Source organism: Actinocrinis sp. (genome assembly GCF_035653575.1).
Taxonomy (GTDB): Bacteria; Actinomycetota; Actinomycetes; order Streptomycetales; family Catenulisporaceae; genus Actinocrinis.
In genome coordinates, this window is sequence record NZ_DASRBQ010000028.1 from 1 (window position 1) to 12,956 (window position 12,956).

The window sequence follows — 12,956 nt, forward strand, 5'->3', positions numbered from 1 at the left end:
CATCAGAGCCGCGACCTCAAGCATCTCGCGACGATCAGCCTCATCTGCCTGGAGCGCAGCAGCTTCAGCGGCGAGCCCGCGGCGCTGCTGAAGCCGGGAGGCGCTGTCGATGATCGCGCGCCGAATCGCCTCAGAGCGAGAAAGCCCGGCCGCCTCGAGTTGAGTCAGCGCACGAAGCGCATCGTCATCCAAACGCACACTGATAGCAGCCACGAGACGAGCGTATCACAAATTGTCATACCAATTTAGGTGGAGACGAGGAGACTCGAACTCCCAACCCCCGCCTTGCAAAGGCGGTGCTCTGCCAGTTGAGCTATGGCCCCGCGGTGCGGCGCTGCCTGCCGACTGAACGGACGAGCCCGGAGGTGCCGGGCCCTTTCGTGCGCTGCGATCCTACTGTGCCTGGATCTTACCGGGGCGGCGTGCTGCGCGCCGTTGGATTTCAGCCGGTGCGCGGGACGCCGCCGCAGAACGTCAGTGCGCCGTCAGGCCGGTCGAGCCAGGGTGCCGGGTCAGCCCTTGGTGTTGGCGGGGACCGGGTCCGTGGCCTCGGTCCACAGGTCCTGCTCCGCCTTGTCGGCTTGAACCTGCCGGTAGACGAGGAAACCGCCCGCGGCGAACAGGGCGAGCAGGAGCAGCTTCTTCATGGCCACCGGCCCTTCACTAGAGATTGAGACGGCCTGTCCGTTCCCGACAGTTCCCGTGCGGATTGAGGATAACAGCCGCGCACCGGATGGTCGCCCACCGGTGCTATCAGGGCCCGTGGCGTATCGCGGCGCCGCGGCCGCGTGCGGAAAGCGCGTTCGGGTATGAGGTGAGGAGCCGGAACGAGGGGCGGTGATCGCGATGGCCCCGTCGAATGACGAGGTCGAGGCCGCGCTCATGGAGCTCGCCGACCTGCTGACGATTACGGGCGGTGACGCCTTCAAGGTTCGCGCCTACGAGCGAGCGGCCCATGCCGTGGGCGGGTACCGAGGCGACGTCAGCGCGCTGGACGCCAAGACGCTGCAGAGGCTGCCGGGTGTCGGCCGGTCGATCGCGGAGAAGATCGTCGAGTATTGCCGGACCGGCACCATTCAGGCGCTGGAGGAGCAGCGCGCGGCGATTCCGGCCGGGGTGCGGCAGATGGTCGAGATCCCGACGCTCGGGCCGAAGAAGGCGCTGACGCTGCATCGCGAGCTTGGCGTCGCCTCGATCGAGGAGCTGGTCGACGCGATCCAGGCTGGCCGGCTCGATCGGCTGCGTGGCTTCGGGCCGAAGACCGGCGAGAACATCCTGCACGGCGTCGCTTTGCTGCAGCAGTCCGAGGGCCGGGTACAGCTGGACGTCGCCACGTCGGTGGCCGAGCGGATCGTGGGCGAGTTGTCGGCCGTGGTCGGCTGCGAGCGCTGTACATACGCCGGCTCGCTGCGCCGCTTCCGGGAGAGCGTTGGCGACATCGACGTCCTGGCCGCTTCGTCGGACCCGAGGCCGATCATGCGCGCCCTGACCAAGCTGCCCGACACCGCCGAGGTGATCGCGCAGGGCGACAAGAAGACCTCGATTCGCACCACCTCCGGCTTGCAGGTCGACCTGCGCGTCGTGCCGATCGAGTCGTGGGGCGCGGCGTTGCAGTACTTCACCGGCTCGAAGGCTCACAACGTGCGGGTTCGCGAGATCGCCGTACGCGCCGGGCTCAAGCTTTCCGAGTATGGCCTGTTCGAGGTCGAGAGCGGAGAGCTGGTCGTCTCCAAGACCGAGGAGGAGCTTTACGCGCGGCTGGGCATGGCCTGGGTGCCCCCGCCGCTGCGCGAAGATCGCGGGGAGATCGAGGCGGCGCGCAACGGCACACTGCCCGAGTTGGTGACCGAGGCCGACATACGCGGCGACCTGCATACGCACACGAACCTCACCGACGGCGTCGCGTCGTTGGAGGACATGGTCAAGGCGGCGGCCGCGCGCGGTTACGCGTATTACGCGATCACCGATCACGCACCGAACCTGGTGATGCAGCGCATGACGGACGAGAAGATCCTCGCTCAGCGTGAACAGGTGCGGCAGCTGAACGGCAAATACCGGCGGATGACCTTGCTGCACGGCGCCGAGCTGAACATCGATCCGGACGGCGAGGTGGACTGGCCGGAGGACTTCCTGGCCGGCTTCGATGTCTGCGTGGCTTCCGTGCACTCGCACTTCAACCTGTCGCGCGCGCAGATGACCCGGCGCTTGGTGCGCGCCTGCGAGAACCCGCACGTCAACGTGATCGGCCACCCGACCACGCGGATGCTGGGGCGTCGGGCCGGCATCGACGCGGACTGGGACGAGGTGTTCCGGGCGGCCGCCCGCACGGGCACGGCGTTGGAGGTGAATAGCCTGCCGGACCGGCTTGACCTGCGCGACGAGGACATCCTCGCGGCCCGCCGTTTCGGGGTGAAGTTCGCCATCGACAGTGACGCGCACGCCACCGCGAACCTGGACCTCATCCGCTTCGGCGTCGGTACCGCGCAGCGCGGCTGGCTCTCGGCGGCAGACGTCATCAACACGTGGCCGCTACGAGAGCTGCGAACGTTCCTGAAGAAGACAGGCAAGGCGTCTCGGCGCACCGCTTGATCGCTTGATGCGGTAAGAACCGGCTAGTGCCTTATCGGGATTGAGCATCGTGGGCGGTGCGCGGGCCGTCAGGCGGGGATCTGCCGGAGTCTGCTGGATCTCGGTCGACTACCACGGGTTCGCCCACGGGAAGATCGTCGGGGCGAGCGGCGCGGTCTCCTCGAAGTCCTCATCGGCCGTCTGGCTGACCGGGATGCCGAGGCGGGCCGCGAGTTCGTCGCGTTCGGCCCGCAGCCGGCTCGCCTCGCGCCGTTCCGCGAGCCGGGCGGCGCGGCGGTGGCGGGTCCTCAGCATGCTGCCGACCGCGAGTGCCAGGCCCAGACTGAACACCAGCGCGAGCGCGATTCCGGCGAGGAAGGCGTGCGGCGTGCTCAACCTGCCCAGGTCCAAGCCGAACAGCGAGACCGTGTAGTCGGGACCGTTCGCCGCGTTCTGCGTGACCAGCAAGCCGGCGAATGCTCCGGCGGCACCGAACAAGACCAAACCCAGAAGGAGCATCGTGCTCATCTCCTCCGGCTGAGATGGATTCAGGTGTTTATCCGATTTGGGCGGGGTGAAACGTCGCGGTGCGTTAGCGGTTCGCCTGTTGAACGCGGGAAAGCACCGCGGGCAGCGCCGTGAACGGCCGCGCCCGCCTCAGCTGACCGCTGCCGTGAAACGTGCCGCTACCTCCGCAGCCGCGGCGCGCAGCTCCGGTCCGCCCTCAACCCGGAATGGGAACGGCACGTTCGCCAGCCACTCCTGCGCGTACATCGCCGGGTTCGTGGTGCTCCCGACGAGAACGCACCCGTCTCTCGACTCTTCGAGCCGTCCCATGGGACGCCGAATCCACGGTGCGACCTCGGCGAGCGGAGCGTGGAAAACCACGCGGGCCGAGAACTCCCATCCGATCCCGAGGTTCTCCTCCAGCACGGCGACCGGGTCGAGGTCGGCAGGCGGCTCGAACGGGTGCGTGGTCTGCTGGATCGCATGGACCCGGTCGACTCGGTATGTGCGGATGGCGTTCGCGCGATGGGAGTGGCACAGCAGGTACCAGCGTCCGAAGCGGACGACCACTGCCCACGGGTCGACTTCGGTCTCCCACTCGTTGCCGGCTTCGCTGCGGTACGTGATCAGCACGCGGCGCCTGGCCGCGACCGCCGCGACGAGTGCGCTGGTCGTCGCCGGGTCCGGGCGGGTCGAGTATCGGTCTGGCGCGGCCCAGGCGTGTTCTCGCAGCGCGGCGGCCTGGCGTCCGATGCTCTCCGGCAGCGCCTGGATGACCTTGGCGAGCGCGGCGCCGACGAGGTCGTCGACGTCCGTGGCCGCCGGCCGGCCGTCCAGCACCGCCATGACAAGGCCGAGCGCCTCGGCCTGCGTGAAAGCCACCGGCGGCAGCCTCGTACCGCGCCCGAGCCGATAACCGCCATGTGGGCCACGCTCCGACTCGACCGGGATTCCCGCCTCACGCAGGATGCCGACGTACCGCCGCGCCGCGCGTTCCGTGACACCCAGCCGCTCGGCGAGCTGGTCAGCCGTCGTGCCGGGGCGGTTTTGCAAGATCTCGAGGGTGCGCAGGGCCCGGGCGGTGGGGCTCAGCTCGCTCGACACATGAGCAGATTATGCGGAAGAGACGGTAACCGGAAGCGGATCGTCCGGAATAGGTCTTAGCGTGACGTCCATGACTGAGTTCCGCGACCAGGATCTCTCGGGGGCGCGCTTCGAGCGCGTGGATCTTCGAGGCGCCAACTTCACCCGCGTGGCGCTTAACGACGCCCGCGTGCGTTCGGTCGACATGTCGGGGATGGATTTCCGCGGCGCCTTCGCCCGTGGGGCCCGCATGCGCGGCGCCGAGCTGATCGACGTAGAGATCAGTGCCGAGCTGCGAAACGTCGTCATCAACGGCGTCGATGTCGCGCCGCTCGTGGACGCGGAGCTCAATCGGCGCATGCCCGAGCGGGCGAAGATGCAGCCGAGCGATGGCGACGGATTCCGCGAAGCGTGGGCGATCCTGGAGCGTCTGTGGGAGGGCACGCTCGCACGGGCACGGACGCTGCCAGAAGCAATGCTGCATGAGAGCGTCGACGACGAATGGTCCTTCATTCAAACCCTGCGACACCTTAACTTCGCCAGCGCTGCGTGGGTGAACCGGATGATGCTCGGCGACGCCTCGCCCTGGCATGCGCTCGATCTGCCGTGGGATGAGGCGCCGGGTTGGGACGGCATTCCGTGGGATCGCGAGGCGCGGCCTTCACTCGACGAAGTGCTCGCGGTGCGCCGTGAACGGCAATCCACGGTTCGGGACGTGATGAAGTCGCTCACCGACGAGCAACTCGCCTCCACGGTCACGCGCCTGGAGCCCGGCTGGCCTCAGATCGAGGCCTTCCCGTTGAAGCAGTGCCTTCTCATCGTGCTTAAGGAGGAGTGGGAGCACCGGCTCTACGCCGAGCGGGATCTGACCGCGTTGGAGAACCCGGAGAAGGAGAACTGACATGGACATCGTGCTGATCGCCGGCTTGTGGCTCGACGCATCTGTTTGGGCCGACGTCGCATCCGAACTCGAGTCGCTGGGCCATCGCCCGGTACCAGTCAGCCTCCCGGGCCAAGGCGACGGCTCGACGTCCGCCACGCTCGACGACCAGGTGGCGACGGTACTCGCCGCGGTTGATTCGGCGGCCGGGAAACCCATGGTGGTCGGGCACTCTGCCGCCTGCACGCTGGCCTGGCTCGCCGCCGATGCGCGACCGGAGCGGGTGGGCAAGCTGGCACTGATCGGTGGCTTCCCGGGCGCGGACGGGCGGCCCTACGCCGATTTCTTCGAGATCAAGGACGGCGCGATGCCGTTTCCCGGCTGGGGCCCGTTCGAGGGCCCGGACAGCGCCGACCTCGACGAGCAGGCCAGGCAGGCCATCGCGTCCGCCGCGATCCCGGTGCCGGAGGGGGTCGCGACAGGCGTCGTGCACCTGACCGACGAGCGACGGTTCGACGTCCCGGTCGTCGTCGTGTGCCCCGAATTCACCCCGGCCCAGGCGCGCGAGTGGATCGCGGCCGGCGAGGTGCCGGAACTGGCCAACGCGAAGCACGTCGAGTTCGTCGACATCGACTCGGGCCATTGGCCGATGTTCACCAGGCCCGCCGAGTTGGCCCGGCTCCTCGCGGCGGCGGCCGACGAGGCGTGAGCAGGAGGGCGCGATGACACCGAAGACGCAGCAGACACAGCAAACAGGGCAGACCTCGTACACGGTCCGCCCGCTCGATTCCTCGACCTGGCCGGCGTTCGCGGAACTCGTCGAGCGCAACAACGGGATCTTCGGCGGGTGCTGGTGCGTCGGCTTCCACCCGGAGCGCACCTTGCGGGGCCCGGATGTCAGCCACCGCGCGATCAAGGAGGAGCGGGTCCGCACCGATCGCGCGCACGCCGCGCTCGTTTTCGACCAGGATGGCGCGGCGCAGGGGTGGTGCCAGTTCGGCAGCCCTGAGGAACTGCCCGCCATCAAGCACCGGATCGCCTACGAGAAGGAGCCGCCGCTTCGGCCAGACTGGCGGATCACGTGCTTCTACGTCGACAAGAAGCACCGCGGTCAGGGCATCGCGCGGGCGGCACTAGAAGGCGCCCTCGACCAGATCGCGCTGGCGGGCGGCGGCCGCGTCGAGGCCATCTCCGAGGTGACCGCCGGCCGCGAGGCGCCGGGCCGCTTTCTGTTCAGCGCGACCGTCGAGCTGTTCGAAGAGTTCGGATTCAGCCGCGTGCGTCAGGTCGGCAAGCACGCGTGGATCGTGAGCAAGGTGGTAGCTCCGGCCTGACAGCACTGACAGCACCGACAACACTGGCGGCACCGCGGACTCGTGTCGGCAGCCGGCCTGCCGATCCGCCTGGCTACGCCACCCGTCAGTCGAAGTAGCCGAACATGTCGACTATCACATCGGCCTGCACGTAGCCGTTCATGGCGAAGTCCAGGTAGGGCTCGCTGCTGTTCGCCCAGGTCGGCACCATCACCATGTTCTGCACGGTCTGGCCGGCGTTGAAGTCCAGGTTCGAGGTCTGCGTTATGACCGAGTAGCCGGGGAAGACCGTCATGTAGCTGGTCGCGGTGGGATTGGTGACCGTGACGTTGCTGACCAGTTCGGTGGCGGCCGGCGGCATCGCGGTCAGCTGGGCGTCGGCGATCTGCAGGATATTTTCCACCTTGCCCGGGGTGCCGGTTCCGGTGCCGTTCCGGGTATCGATCAGCCGCGTCGGCGTGACCGGGATGAATCCGCTGCCCTGGGTGCTGGTCGAGTAGAAGCCGGCGACGTCGAGCAGCACCTTGACGCTCGTGTTCGCAGCGCCGTAGGCGTAGACGTTGATCGTCCCGTCGGGACCGACCGGGACGATGGCCATGTTCGGCACCGAAACGCCTGCGGCGTAATCGATGCTCGACGCAAGCGGGCGTGCGGCGCCGGCCGGATAGACGGTGAGATACCCGCTACCGGCGGTCTGCGTGACCGTAACGTTCAACGCCACAGCAGTCACCTGCGACGCGAACCCCGAGCCCATCGCTTGGACGTTGACGTTCATCGGCACCGACGTGCCCGCTTGAACGATGGCGCTGGCCGCCCGCTCCGGGAAGATGCCTTCGAAGGAACTGCCCGCGCCCGGTCCGTAGTAGCCGTCGAGGTCGGCGATCACGTCTGTCGGCGCCGAGCTGGTGTTGCGCAGCAGGACCGCGCCGTCGGTGCCGACCTTGACCGTCACGAGGTTGGCCAGGGTTTGTCCGGCTCGGAAGTCCAGGTTCGAGACCTTGGGCAGACTCGTCCCGCTCGGATAGACGGTCAGATAGCCGCCGTCGCCAGGGTTGGTCACGGTCACGTTGAGTACCGCAGCCGCGGCGTTGGACGGGAACGATCCAACCCCGGCGAGTGTGAGCTTGAGGGTGCCCATCGCAGCAAGCTTCGCCTTAACTCCGCCGGTCCCCACGCCTGTACGCGTGTCGAGGACGCGCGTGGAGGTGAGCGGGTAGTAGGCGTTGCCGTCGGCGACAGTCACCGAACTCGTTGCGCTCGCGGTGCCGTGGGCCGCATCGGTTACCGTCACAGACGGACGGTAAGCACCTATCGCGGAGTAGGTGTGCGTGATGCTCGGGGAGTTCGACGTCTGCGTTACGCCGTCTCCGAAGTCGTAAACGTATGTAGCCTGGGTCGACCACGGTGCAGTAGTGAATGCCGTGGTCAGCGTTTCGGTCACCGAGCCGCTGGCCCAGCTCGAGGAGGCGGACAGCCCCACCGCGATCGGGTCGGCCAACTCCACCGCGCCACGGTCGTAGTATCCGCCGCCGGTTCCCGTGTTCGCGGTCGACGGGTCGTCGGCTCGGACAGTGCCGTAGTAGTCCGTCGCGAGCTCTCCAACGGCGTTCGCGTCGGCGGAATCGATCGCCGCCGAGCCTTCCGCGGGCAGGTAATTGCTGCCGAGCTTCGGATCGGTGGTCAGGTCATGCGAACCCTGACCGGTCGCCGCGGCAAGCGCGGCGGCAGACGTATACGCACTGCCCGCCCACTGGTAGTCGATGCCCACGCCGGGTGCGAAGACGATGTTGTAGTCGAGCGTGGTCGCCGGAGCCGAGGCCGCGTCGACGAGCACGGCCGGCGCCGTTTGGCTCGCGCGCCGCACGATGTTGTTCTCGAGCCGCGTGCCCGTCGCGCCGCCGTCTACAGCAACGCAGGAAGTGGAGCAGAAGCCCACGACGGTGTTCGCGGTCACGGCCGTCTCCGCAGCGCCGTTGACCTCAAGGCCGGTGTCGGCACCGGGCTCGACGATGTTCTGTGCCAGTACCGTCCCAATGGCGCCTGCGTCGACCCGGATTGCCGGGACGGTCCGCGACGACGTGCGGACGTAGCTGTTGTCCATTTCGACGGCGGACGAGGTCCCGTCAATCTCGACGACCGGCGCCGAAGCTACTGCGCCCAGGAAGCTGGCGCGCTGGAGTTCGACGTTGGAGGACCCTGTCACGAGAGCCGTGCCCATGGTCCCGCTCCACACACTGACACCGGACACCGAGACGTACCGCGCACCGGTGATTTCGAGCCCGTACGAGACGCTGTTCCCCGAGACGTCGCCTACCTTGACGCTCGAGTTGAACAGGGCCGGACCGCCGGTCACCCCGACGAACTTGATCGGCGCGGTCGCCGTGCCCGACCGGCTCAGCGTCACCTGCTCCGGATACGATCCCGCGGCGATGTGCACGGTCTGACCCGCCGCAGCCACGTCGGCGGCGGCTTGAATGGTGCAGAACGGCACGGCCGAGGAGCCGGCGTTCGCGTCTGTGTTGGAGCAGTGCGCGGACGACGCGTTGTTCACATACAGGTCCATCACCGCGTCCGCGTGCGCCGCGGTGGGCGCGCTCAGGAAACCGGCGGACAAGAACAGGGCAACTGGTCCCGCAACGCGCCGAATCAACGCGATCCCCCTCGAACGAGCAGCACAGCGTCTGAACAGACGCGCGACAACTTTATCCTCACGCTGAGACAAGCCGTCAATGCGTTTGGGCCCACAACTCGTCGTGACGAGGGCGTTCTAAGCCAAAACTGTGAGGCCGTGCCGCTTGGTTCGCATATTCTCGCTCACGTTGCGGCGGAGAGTAACTGAGAGGTGGACCTAGGAGGACTTGAACCTCCGACCTCTTCCTTATCAGGGAAGCGCTCTAACCGACTGAGCTATAGGTCCATCGCGCCCGATACCGCTGCCGCGGTGCGAGCGCTAGAGCAGGTTACCGCATCGAGCGGGCCGCCCCAAAACCGGATTCGGCCCGCCGGGCGGGCTTACTGGTCCTCGGCGAGGGTGACCTCGAAGCCGCCGACGAAGCCGGCCGCGAGGTTGTAGAGGTACGCGCCGAGGGTGGCCAGTGCGGTGGCCAGCACCACGTCCACCAGCGCGATGATCATCATGTAGCCCTCGACATGGCCGAAGGACAGGAAGCTGGAGAGGTTGAACGAGCTGGTGCCGGTGGTGGTGCCGCTGCTGGTGAGGTCGCCCACGGTCTTGTTGAGCGAGCTGAAGACCCCGAGGGCGTTGAGCACGTTCCACACGATCGCCGTGCCGACGATCGTGACGATGCCCATCGCGATGGAGAGCACGAACGAGACCTTCATGACCGACCACGGGTCCACTCGGGCCACGCGCAGGCGGGCCTTGCGGACGCGCGCCTGCGGGGAGACCTGGCCGCTCGGGCCGCCGGCGGGGCGGTTCTGGCGCGATTCCTGGGTGGCGCTGCCGATCGCGGCGCCGACGCGGGCGAAAGAGCGGCCGGCGCCGGTGAGCGCGCCGCGCACGCCTTCCGCGGGACCGGTCAGGCCGGAGCCGGAGCGGCGGCTGTCAGGGCCTTCAGGCGCCGGCTGGAACTGGCTGGTCGCGCCGCTGGAACTCGCGCCCACGCCCGCGGTGACCGGGGTCGGCGCGGGAGCCGCCGTGGGGAACGGGGGAGCGGCCGTGGGCGCGGTTTGGGTCTGTGTCGCGGCCGAGTGCACGGCGGCCGGGGCTTCGCCGTAGCTGCGGCTGCCCGAAGGCCGCCCGTCTATCGGGTTTGAGCTCTCACTCACGGTCGTCTCCAGGGCCCCTGCATCGAAGTTGCTCATCGTCTGGTGCGTACCTCCGGACGAGGCCGCAGGCCCCAGGCTCTATACCCGGGGCGGCGAGTCCGACTCGCCGCCCGGCTACTCGCTCCTGGTTACTACGCTTCGTCGGGGGTCGTCGGTTCCGCTCCGGATACGGTACCCCCGTCTTCCGTTGCCTGCCCCGCGCTGTCCACGGCCGCGGCCTCGGGCTCAAGCCCGGTGTTGTCCGCGTCCGCGGCCTCGTCGGGTTCGCCCTCGCCGCCGTCCGCGTCACCGTTGGCTGCCTCGGCGTTGCGGGCGATGGCGATGACCGCGTCCTTCTTGGCGACGTGGATCAGCTGCACGCCCATCGTGTCGCGGCCGGTTTCGCGCAGGCCGGAGACGCCGGTGCGGATGACTCCGCCGCTCGCGGTGATCGCCAGCACCTCGTCGTTCTCCTCGACGATGAGGGCGCCGACCAGGTCGCCGCGCTCGTCCACGGTCTTCGCCGCGATCACGCCGAGGCCGCCGCGGCCGCGTACCGGGTACCGCTCAACCGCAGTGCGCTTGCCGAAGCCGCGGTCGGTCGCGGTGAAGACGAAGGTGCCTTCTTTCACGACGTTCATCGACAGCAGCTCGTCGTCCTCGCGGAAGCGCATGCCGATCACGCCGGAGGTGGCCCGGCCCATCGGCCGCAGCGACTCGTCGGAGGCCGGGAAGCGGATCGCCTGCGCCTTCTTGCTGACCAGCAGCAGGTCGTTGTCCGGGGAGACCAGCTCGGCCGCGATCAGCTCGTCGTCCTCGCGCAGGTTGATCGCGATCACGCCGCCGGAGCGCGGGGAGTCGTAGTCCTTCAGGGCGGTCTTCTTCACCAGGCCGCGCTTGGTCGCCAGCACCAGGTACGGCGCGACCTCGTAGTCGCGCAGGTCCAGCACCTGGGCGATGGTCTCGTCCGGCTGGAAGGCCAGGACGTTGGCCACGTGCTGGCCGCGCGCGTCACGGCCCGAATCCGGCAGCTCGTAGGCCTTGGCCCGGTAGACCCGGCCCTTGTTCGTGAAGAACAGGATCCAGTGGTGCGTGGTGGTGGTGAAGAAGTGGTCGACGATGTCGTCCTGCTTGAGCTGGGCGCCGCGCACTCCCTTGCCGCCGCGCTTCTGCGAGCGGTACAGGTCGGTCTTGGTGCGCTTGGCGTAGCCGCCGCGGGTGATGGTGACGACGATGTCCTCTTCGGGGATCAGGTCCTCGATGGACATGTCGCCCTCGTAGGGCACCAGCTGCGAGCGCCGCTCGTCGCCGTACTTGTCGACGATCGCCTGCAGCTCGTCGGAGACGATCTGCCGCTGCCGCTCCGGGGACTCCAGGATGGCCCGGTACTCGGCGATCTTCAGCTGCAGCTCCTCGTGCTCGTCCAGGATCCGCTGGCGCTCCAGGGCGGCCAGCCGGCGCAGCTGCATCTCCAGGATCGCGTTGGCCTGGACCTCGTCGATCTCCAGCAGGTTCATCAGGCCGACCCGGGCGACCTCGACCGTCTGGCTGGACCGGATCAGCGCGATGACCTCGTCGATCGCGTCCAGCGCCTTGAGCAGGCCCTGCAGGATGTGGTCGCGCTCCTGGGCCTTGCGCAGCCGGTAGCGGGTGCGCCGGACGATGACCTCGACCTGGTGCTCGACCCAGTAGCGGATGAACGCGTCGAGGGAGAGCGTGCGCGGCACCCCGTCCACCATGGCGAGCATGTTGGCGCCGAAGGTGTCCTGCAGCTGGGTGTGCTTGTAGAGGTTGTTGAGCACCACCTTGGCGACCGCGTCCCGGCGCAGCACGATCACCAGGCGCTGGCCGGTGCGGGACGAGGACTCGTCGCGCACGTCCGCGATGCCCTGGATCTTGCCGTCCTTGACCAGCTCGGCGATCTTGGAGGCGAGATTGTCCGGGTTCACCTGGTACGGCAGCTCGGTGACCACCAGGCAGGTGCGCCCGTTGATCTCCTCGACCTCGACCACGGCGCGCATGATGATCGATCCGCGGCCGGTGCGGTACGCGTCCTCGATGCCGCGTCGGCCGACGATCTTCGCGCCGGTCGGGAAGTCCGGGCCCTTGATCCGCTCGATCAGTGCCTCGAGCAGCTCGGCCGGGGTGGCCTCAGGGTGCGCGAGGTACCACTGGACACCGTCGTTGACCTCGCGCAGGTTGTGCATCGGGATGTTCGTGGCCATGCCGACCGCGATCCCGGAGGAGCCGTTGACCAGCAGGTTCGGGAAGCGGCTCGGCAGCACGACCGGCTCGCTCGAACGCCCGTCGTAGTTCGGGTTGAAGTCGACGGTCTCCTCGTCGATCTCCCGCAGCATCTCCATGGCGAGCGGGGCGAGCTTGCACTCGGTGTACCGCATCGCGGCGGCTGGGTCGTTGCCCGGCGAGCCGAAGTTGCCGTTGCCGTCGACCAGCGGCATCCGCATCGCCCAGGGCTGGGCGAGCCGGACCAGGGTGTCGTAGATCGCGGAGTCGCCGTGCGGGTGGTAGACACCCATGACCTCACCGACGACGCGCGCGCACTTGAAGTATCCGCGGTCGGGCCGGTAACCGCCGTCGTACATGGCGTAGAGCACGCGGCGGTGCACCGGCTTGAGGCCGTCGCGCACCTCGGGCAGCGCCCGGCCGACGATCACGGCCATCGAGTAGTCGAGGTAGGACCGCTGCATCTCGGTCAGCAGGTCGACCATCTCGATGCGGTCGCCGGTCTGCTCGATCACGGGCGCGGCGACGGCGCCTTCGGTCGCGGGGGCGGTGCCGGGATCGGCCGGGCCGGTCGGGTTGTTCTCGTCTGCCAC

The 12,956-nt window shown here is 68.3% G+C and carries 11 protein-coding genes and 2 tRNA genes; 4 read left to right on the top strand and 9 right to left on the bottom strand.

The features are described 5' to 3' along the window. From VFA06_RS04960 to VFA06_RS04970, 3 genes are all read right to left on the bottom strand, one after another. On the bottom strand, positions 1-213 hold a 213-nt coding region (locus tag VFA06_RS04960), incomplete at its 3' end, for a ribbon-helix-helix protein, CopG family (RefSeq protein ID WP_324839197.1). Between the two features lie 37 nt (positions 214-250). Then, positions 251-323: transfer RNA gene (locus VFA06_RS04965), tRNA-Ala, on the bottom strand. Between the two features lie 189 nt (positions 324-512). Then, positions 513-647 (bottom strand): DLW-39 family protein, encoded by a 135-nt coding sequence (locus VFA06_RS04970; RefSeq protein WP_324839198.1) that lies wholly within the window; start codon positions 645-647, stop codon positions 513-515. A 199-nt stretch (positions 648-846) separates the two neighbouring features. Here VFA06_RS04970 and polX point away from each other — a divergent pair, with 199 nt between their 5' ends. After that, a complete protein-coding gene (polX, locus tag VFA06_RS04975) occupies positions 847-2,589 on the top strand; it encodes a DNA polymerase/3'-5' exonuclease PolX (RefSeq protein WP_324839199.1) in 1,743 nt (580 codons plus the stop codon). Between the two features lie 108 nt (positions 2,590-2,697). On the opposite strand, the gene VFA06_RS04980 is transcribed toward polX, so the two are convergent. Together VFA06_RS04980 and VFA06_RS04985 are read right to left on the bottom strand one after the other, a co-directional pair. Further along, entirely contained in the window at positions 2,698-3,087 is a 390-nt protein-coding gene (locus tag VFA06_RS04980) for a hypothetical protein (protein WP_324839200.1), read from the bottom strand. Between the two features lie 138 nt (positions 3,088-3,225). After that, positions 3,226-4,179, bottom strand: a complete 954-nt coding sequence (locus VFA06_RS04985; RefSeq protein WP_324839201.1) for a helix-turn-helix transcriptional regulator — start codon at positions 4,177-4,179, stop codon at positions 3,226-3,228. A gap of 70 nt (positions 4,180-4,249) precedes the next feature. On the opposite strand from VFA06_RS04985, the gene VFA06_RS04990 reads away from it, so the two are divergent. From VFA06_RS04990 to VFA06_RS05000, 3 genes are read left to right on the top strand one after another with little or no spacing between them, the layout of a single operon-like run. After that, on the top strand, positions 4,250-5,059 hold the full coding sequence (locus VFA06_RS04990) for a DinB family protein (RefSeq protein ID WP_324839202.1): 810 nt from the start codon (positions 4,250-4,252) through the stop codon (positions 5,057-5,059). Position 5,060: 1 nt separating this feature from the next. Continuing rightward, positions 5,061-5,747, top strand: coding sequence for an alpha/beta hydrolase (locus VFA06_RS04995; protein WP_324839203.1), 687 nt, complete (start codon positions 5,061-5,063; stop codon positions 5,745-5,747). Positions 5,748-5,760: 13 nt separating this feature from the next. Continuing rightward, positions 5,761-6,372 (top strand): GNAT family N-acetyltransferase, encoded by a 612-nt coding sequence (locus VFA06_RS05000; protein WP_324839204.1) that lies wholly within the window; start codon positions 5,761-5,763, stop codon positions 6,370-6,372. An 85-nt stretch (positions 6,373-6,457) separates the two neighbouring features. On the opposite strand, the gene VFA06_RS05005 is transcribed toward VFA06_RS05000, so the two are convergent. The 4 genes from VFA06_RS05005 to gyrA all read right to left on the bottom strand — a co-directional run bounded on the left by VFA06_RS05005 (position 6,458) and on the right by gyrA (position 12,956). Continuing rightward, positions 6,458-8,965 carry a PKD domain-containing protein gene (locus VFA06_RS05005; protein WP_324839205.1) on the bottom strand — a complete coding sequence of 836 codons (2,508 nt, stop codon included), beginning with the start codon at positions 8,963-8,965 and terminating at the stop codon, positions 6,458-6,460. Between the two features lie 229 nt (positions 8,966-9,194). Continuing rightward, positions 9,195-9,268: transfer RNA gene (locus VFA06_RS05010), tRNA-Ile, on the bottom strand. Positions 9,269-9,363: 95 nt separating this feature from the next. Then, positions 9,364-10,140 carry a DUF3566 domain-containing protein gene (locus VFA06_RS05015; RefSeq protein WP_324839206.1) on the bottom strand — a complete coding sequence of 259 codons (777 nt, stop codon included), beginning with the start codon at positions 10,138-10,140 and terminating at the stop codon, positions 9,364-9,366. A gap of 131 nt (positions 10,141-10,271) precedes the next feature. Further along, positions 10,272-12,956 (bottom strand): DNA gyrase subunit A, encoded by a 2,685-nt coding sequence (gene gyrA / locus VFA06_RS05020; RefSeq protein WP_324839207.1) that lies wholly within the window; start codon positions 12,954-12,956, stop codon positions 10,272-10,274.

Excerpts from the sequence above, each read along its gene's own strand:
- VFA06_RS05000 (WP_324839204.1), top strand. The coding sequence starts at position 5,761 with ATGACACCGAAGACGCAGCAGACACAGCAAACAGGGCAGACCTCGTAC.
- VFA06_RS04980 (WP_324839200.1), bottom strand. The coding sequence starts at position 3,087 with ATGCTCCTTCTGGGTTTGGTCTTGTTCGGTGCCGCCGGAGCATTCGCC.
- polX (WP_324839199.1), top strand. The coding sequence starts at position 847 with ATGGCCCCGTCGAATGACGAGGTCGAGGCCGCGCTCATGGAGCTCGCC.
- VFA06_RS04990 (WP_324839202.1), top strand. The coding sequence starts at position 4,250 with ATGACTGAGTTCCGCGACCAGGATCTCTCGGGGGCGCGCTTCGAGCGC.
- VFA06_RS04970 (WP_324839198.1), bottom strand. The coding sequence starts at position 647 with ATGAAGAAGCTGCTCCTGCTCGCCCTGTTCGCCGCGGGCGGTTTCCTC.
- VFA06_RS04995 (WP_324839203.1), top strand. The coding sequence starts at position 5,061 with ATGGACATCGTGCTGATCGCCGGCTTGTGGCTCGACGCATCTGTTTGG.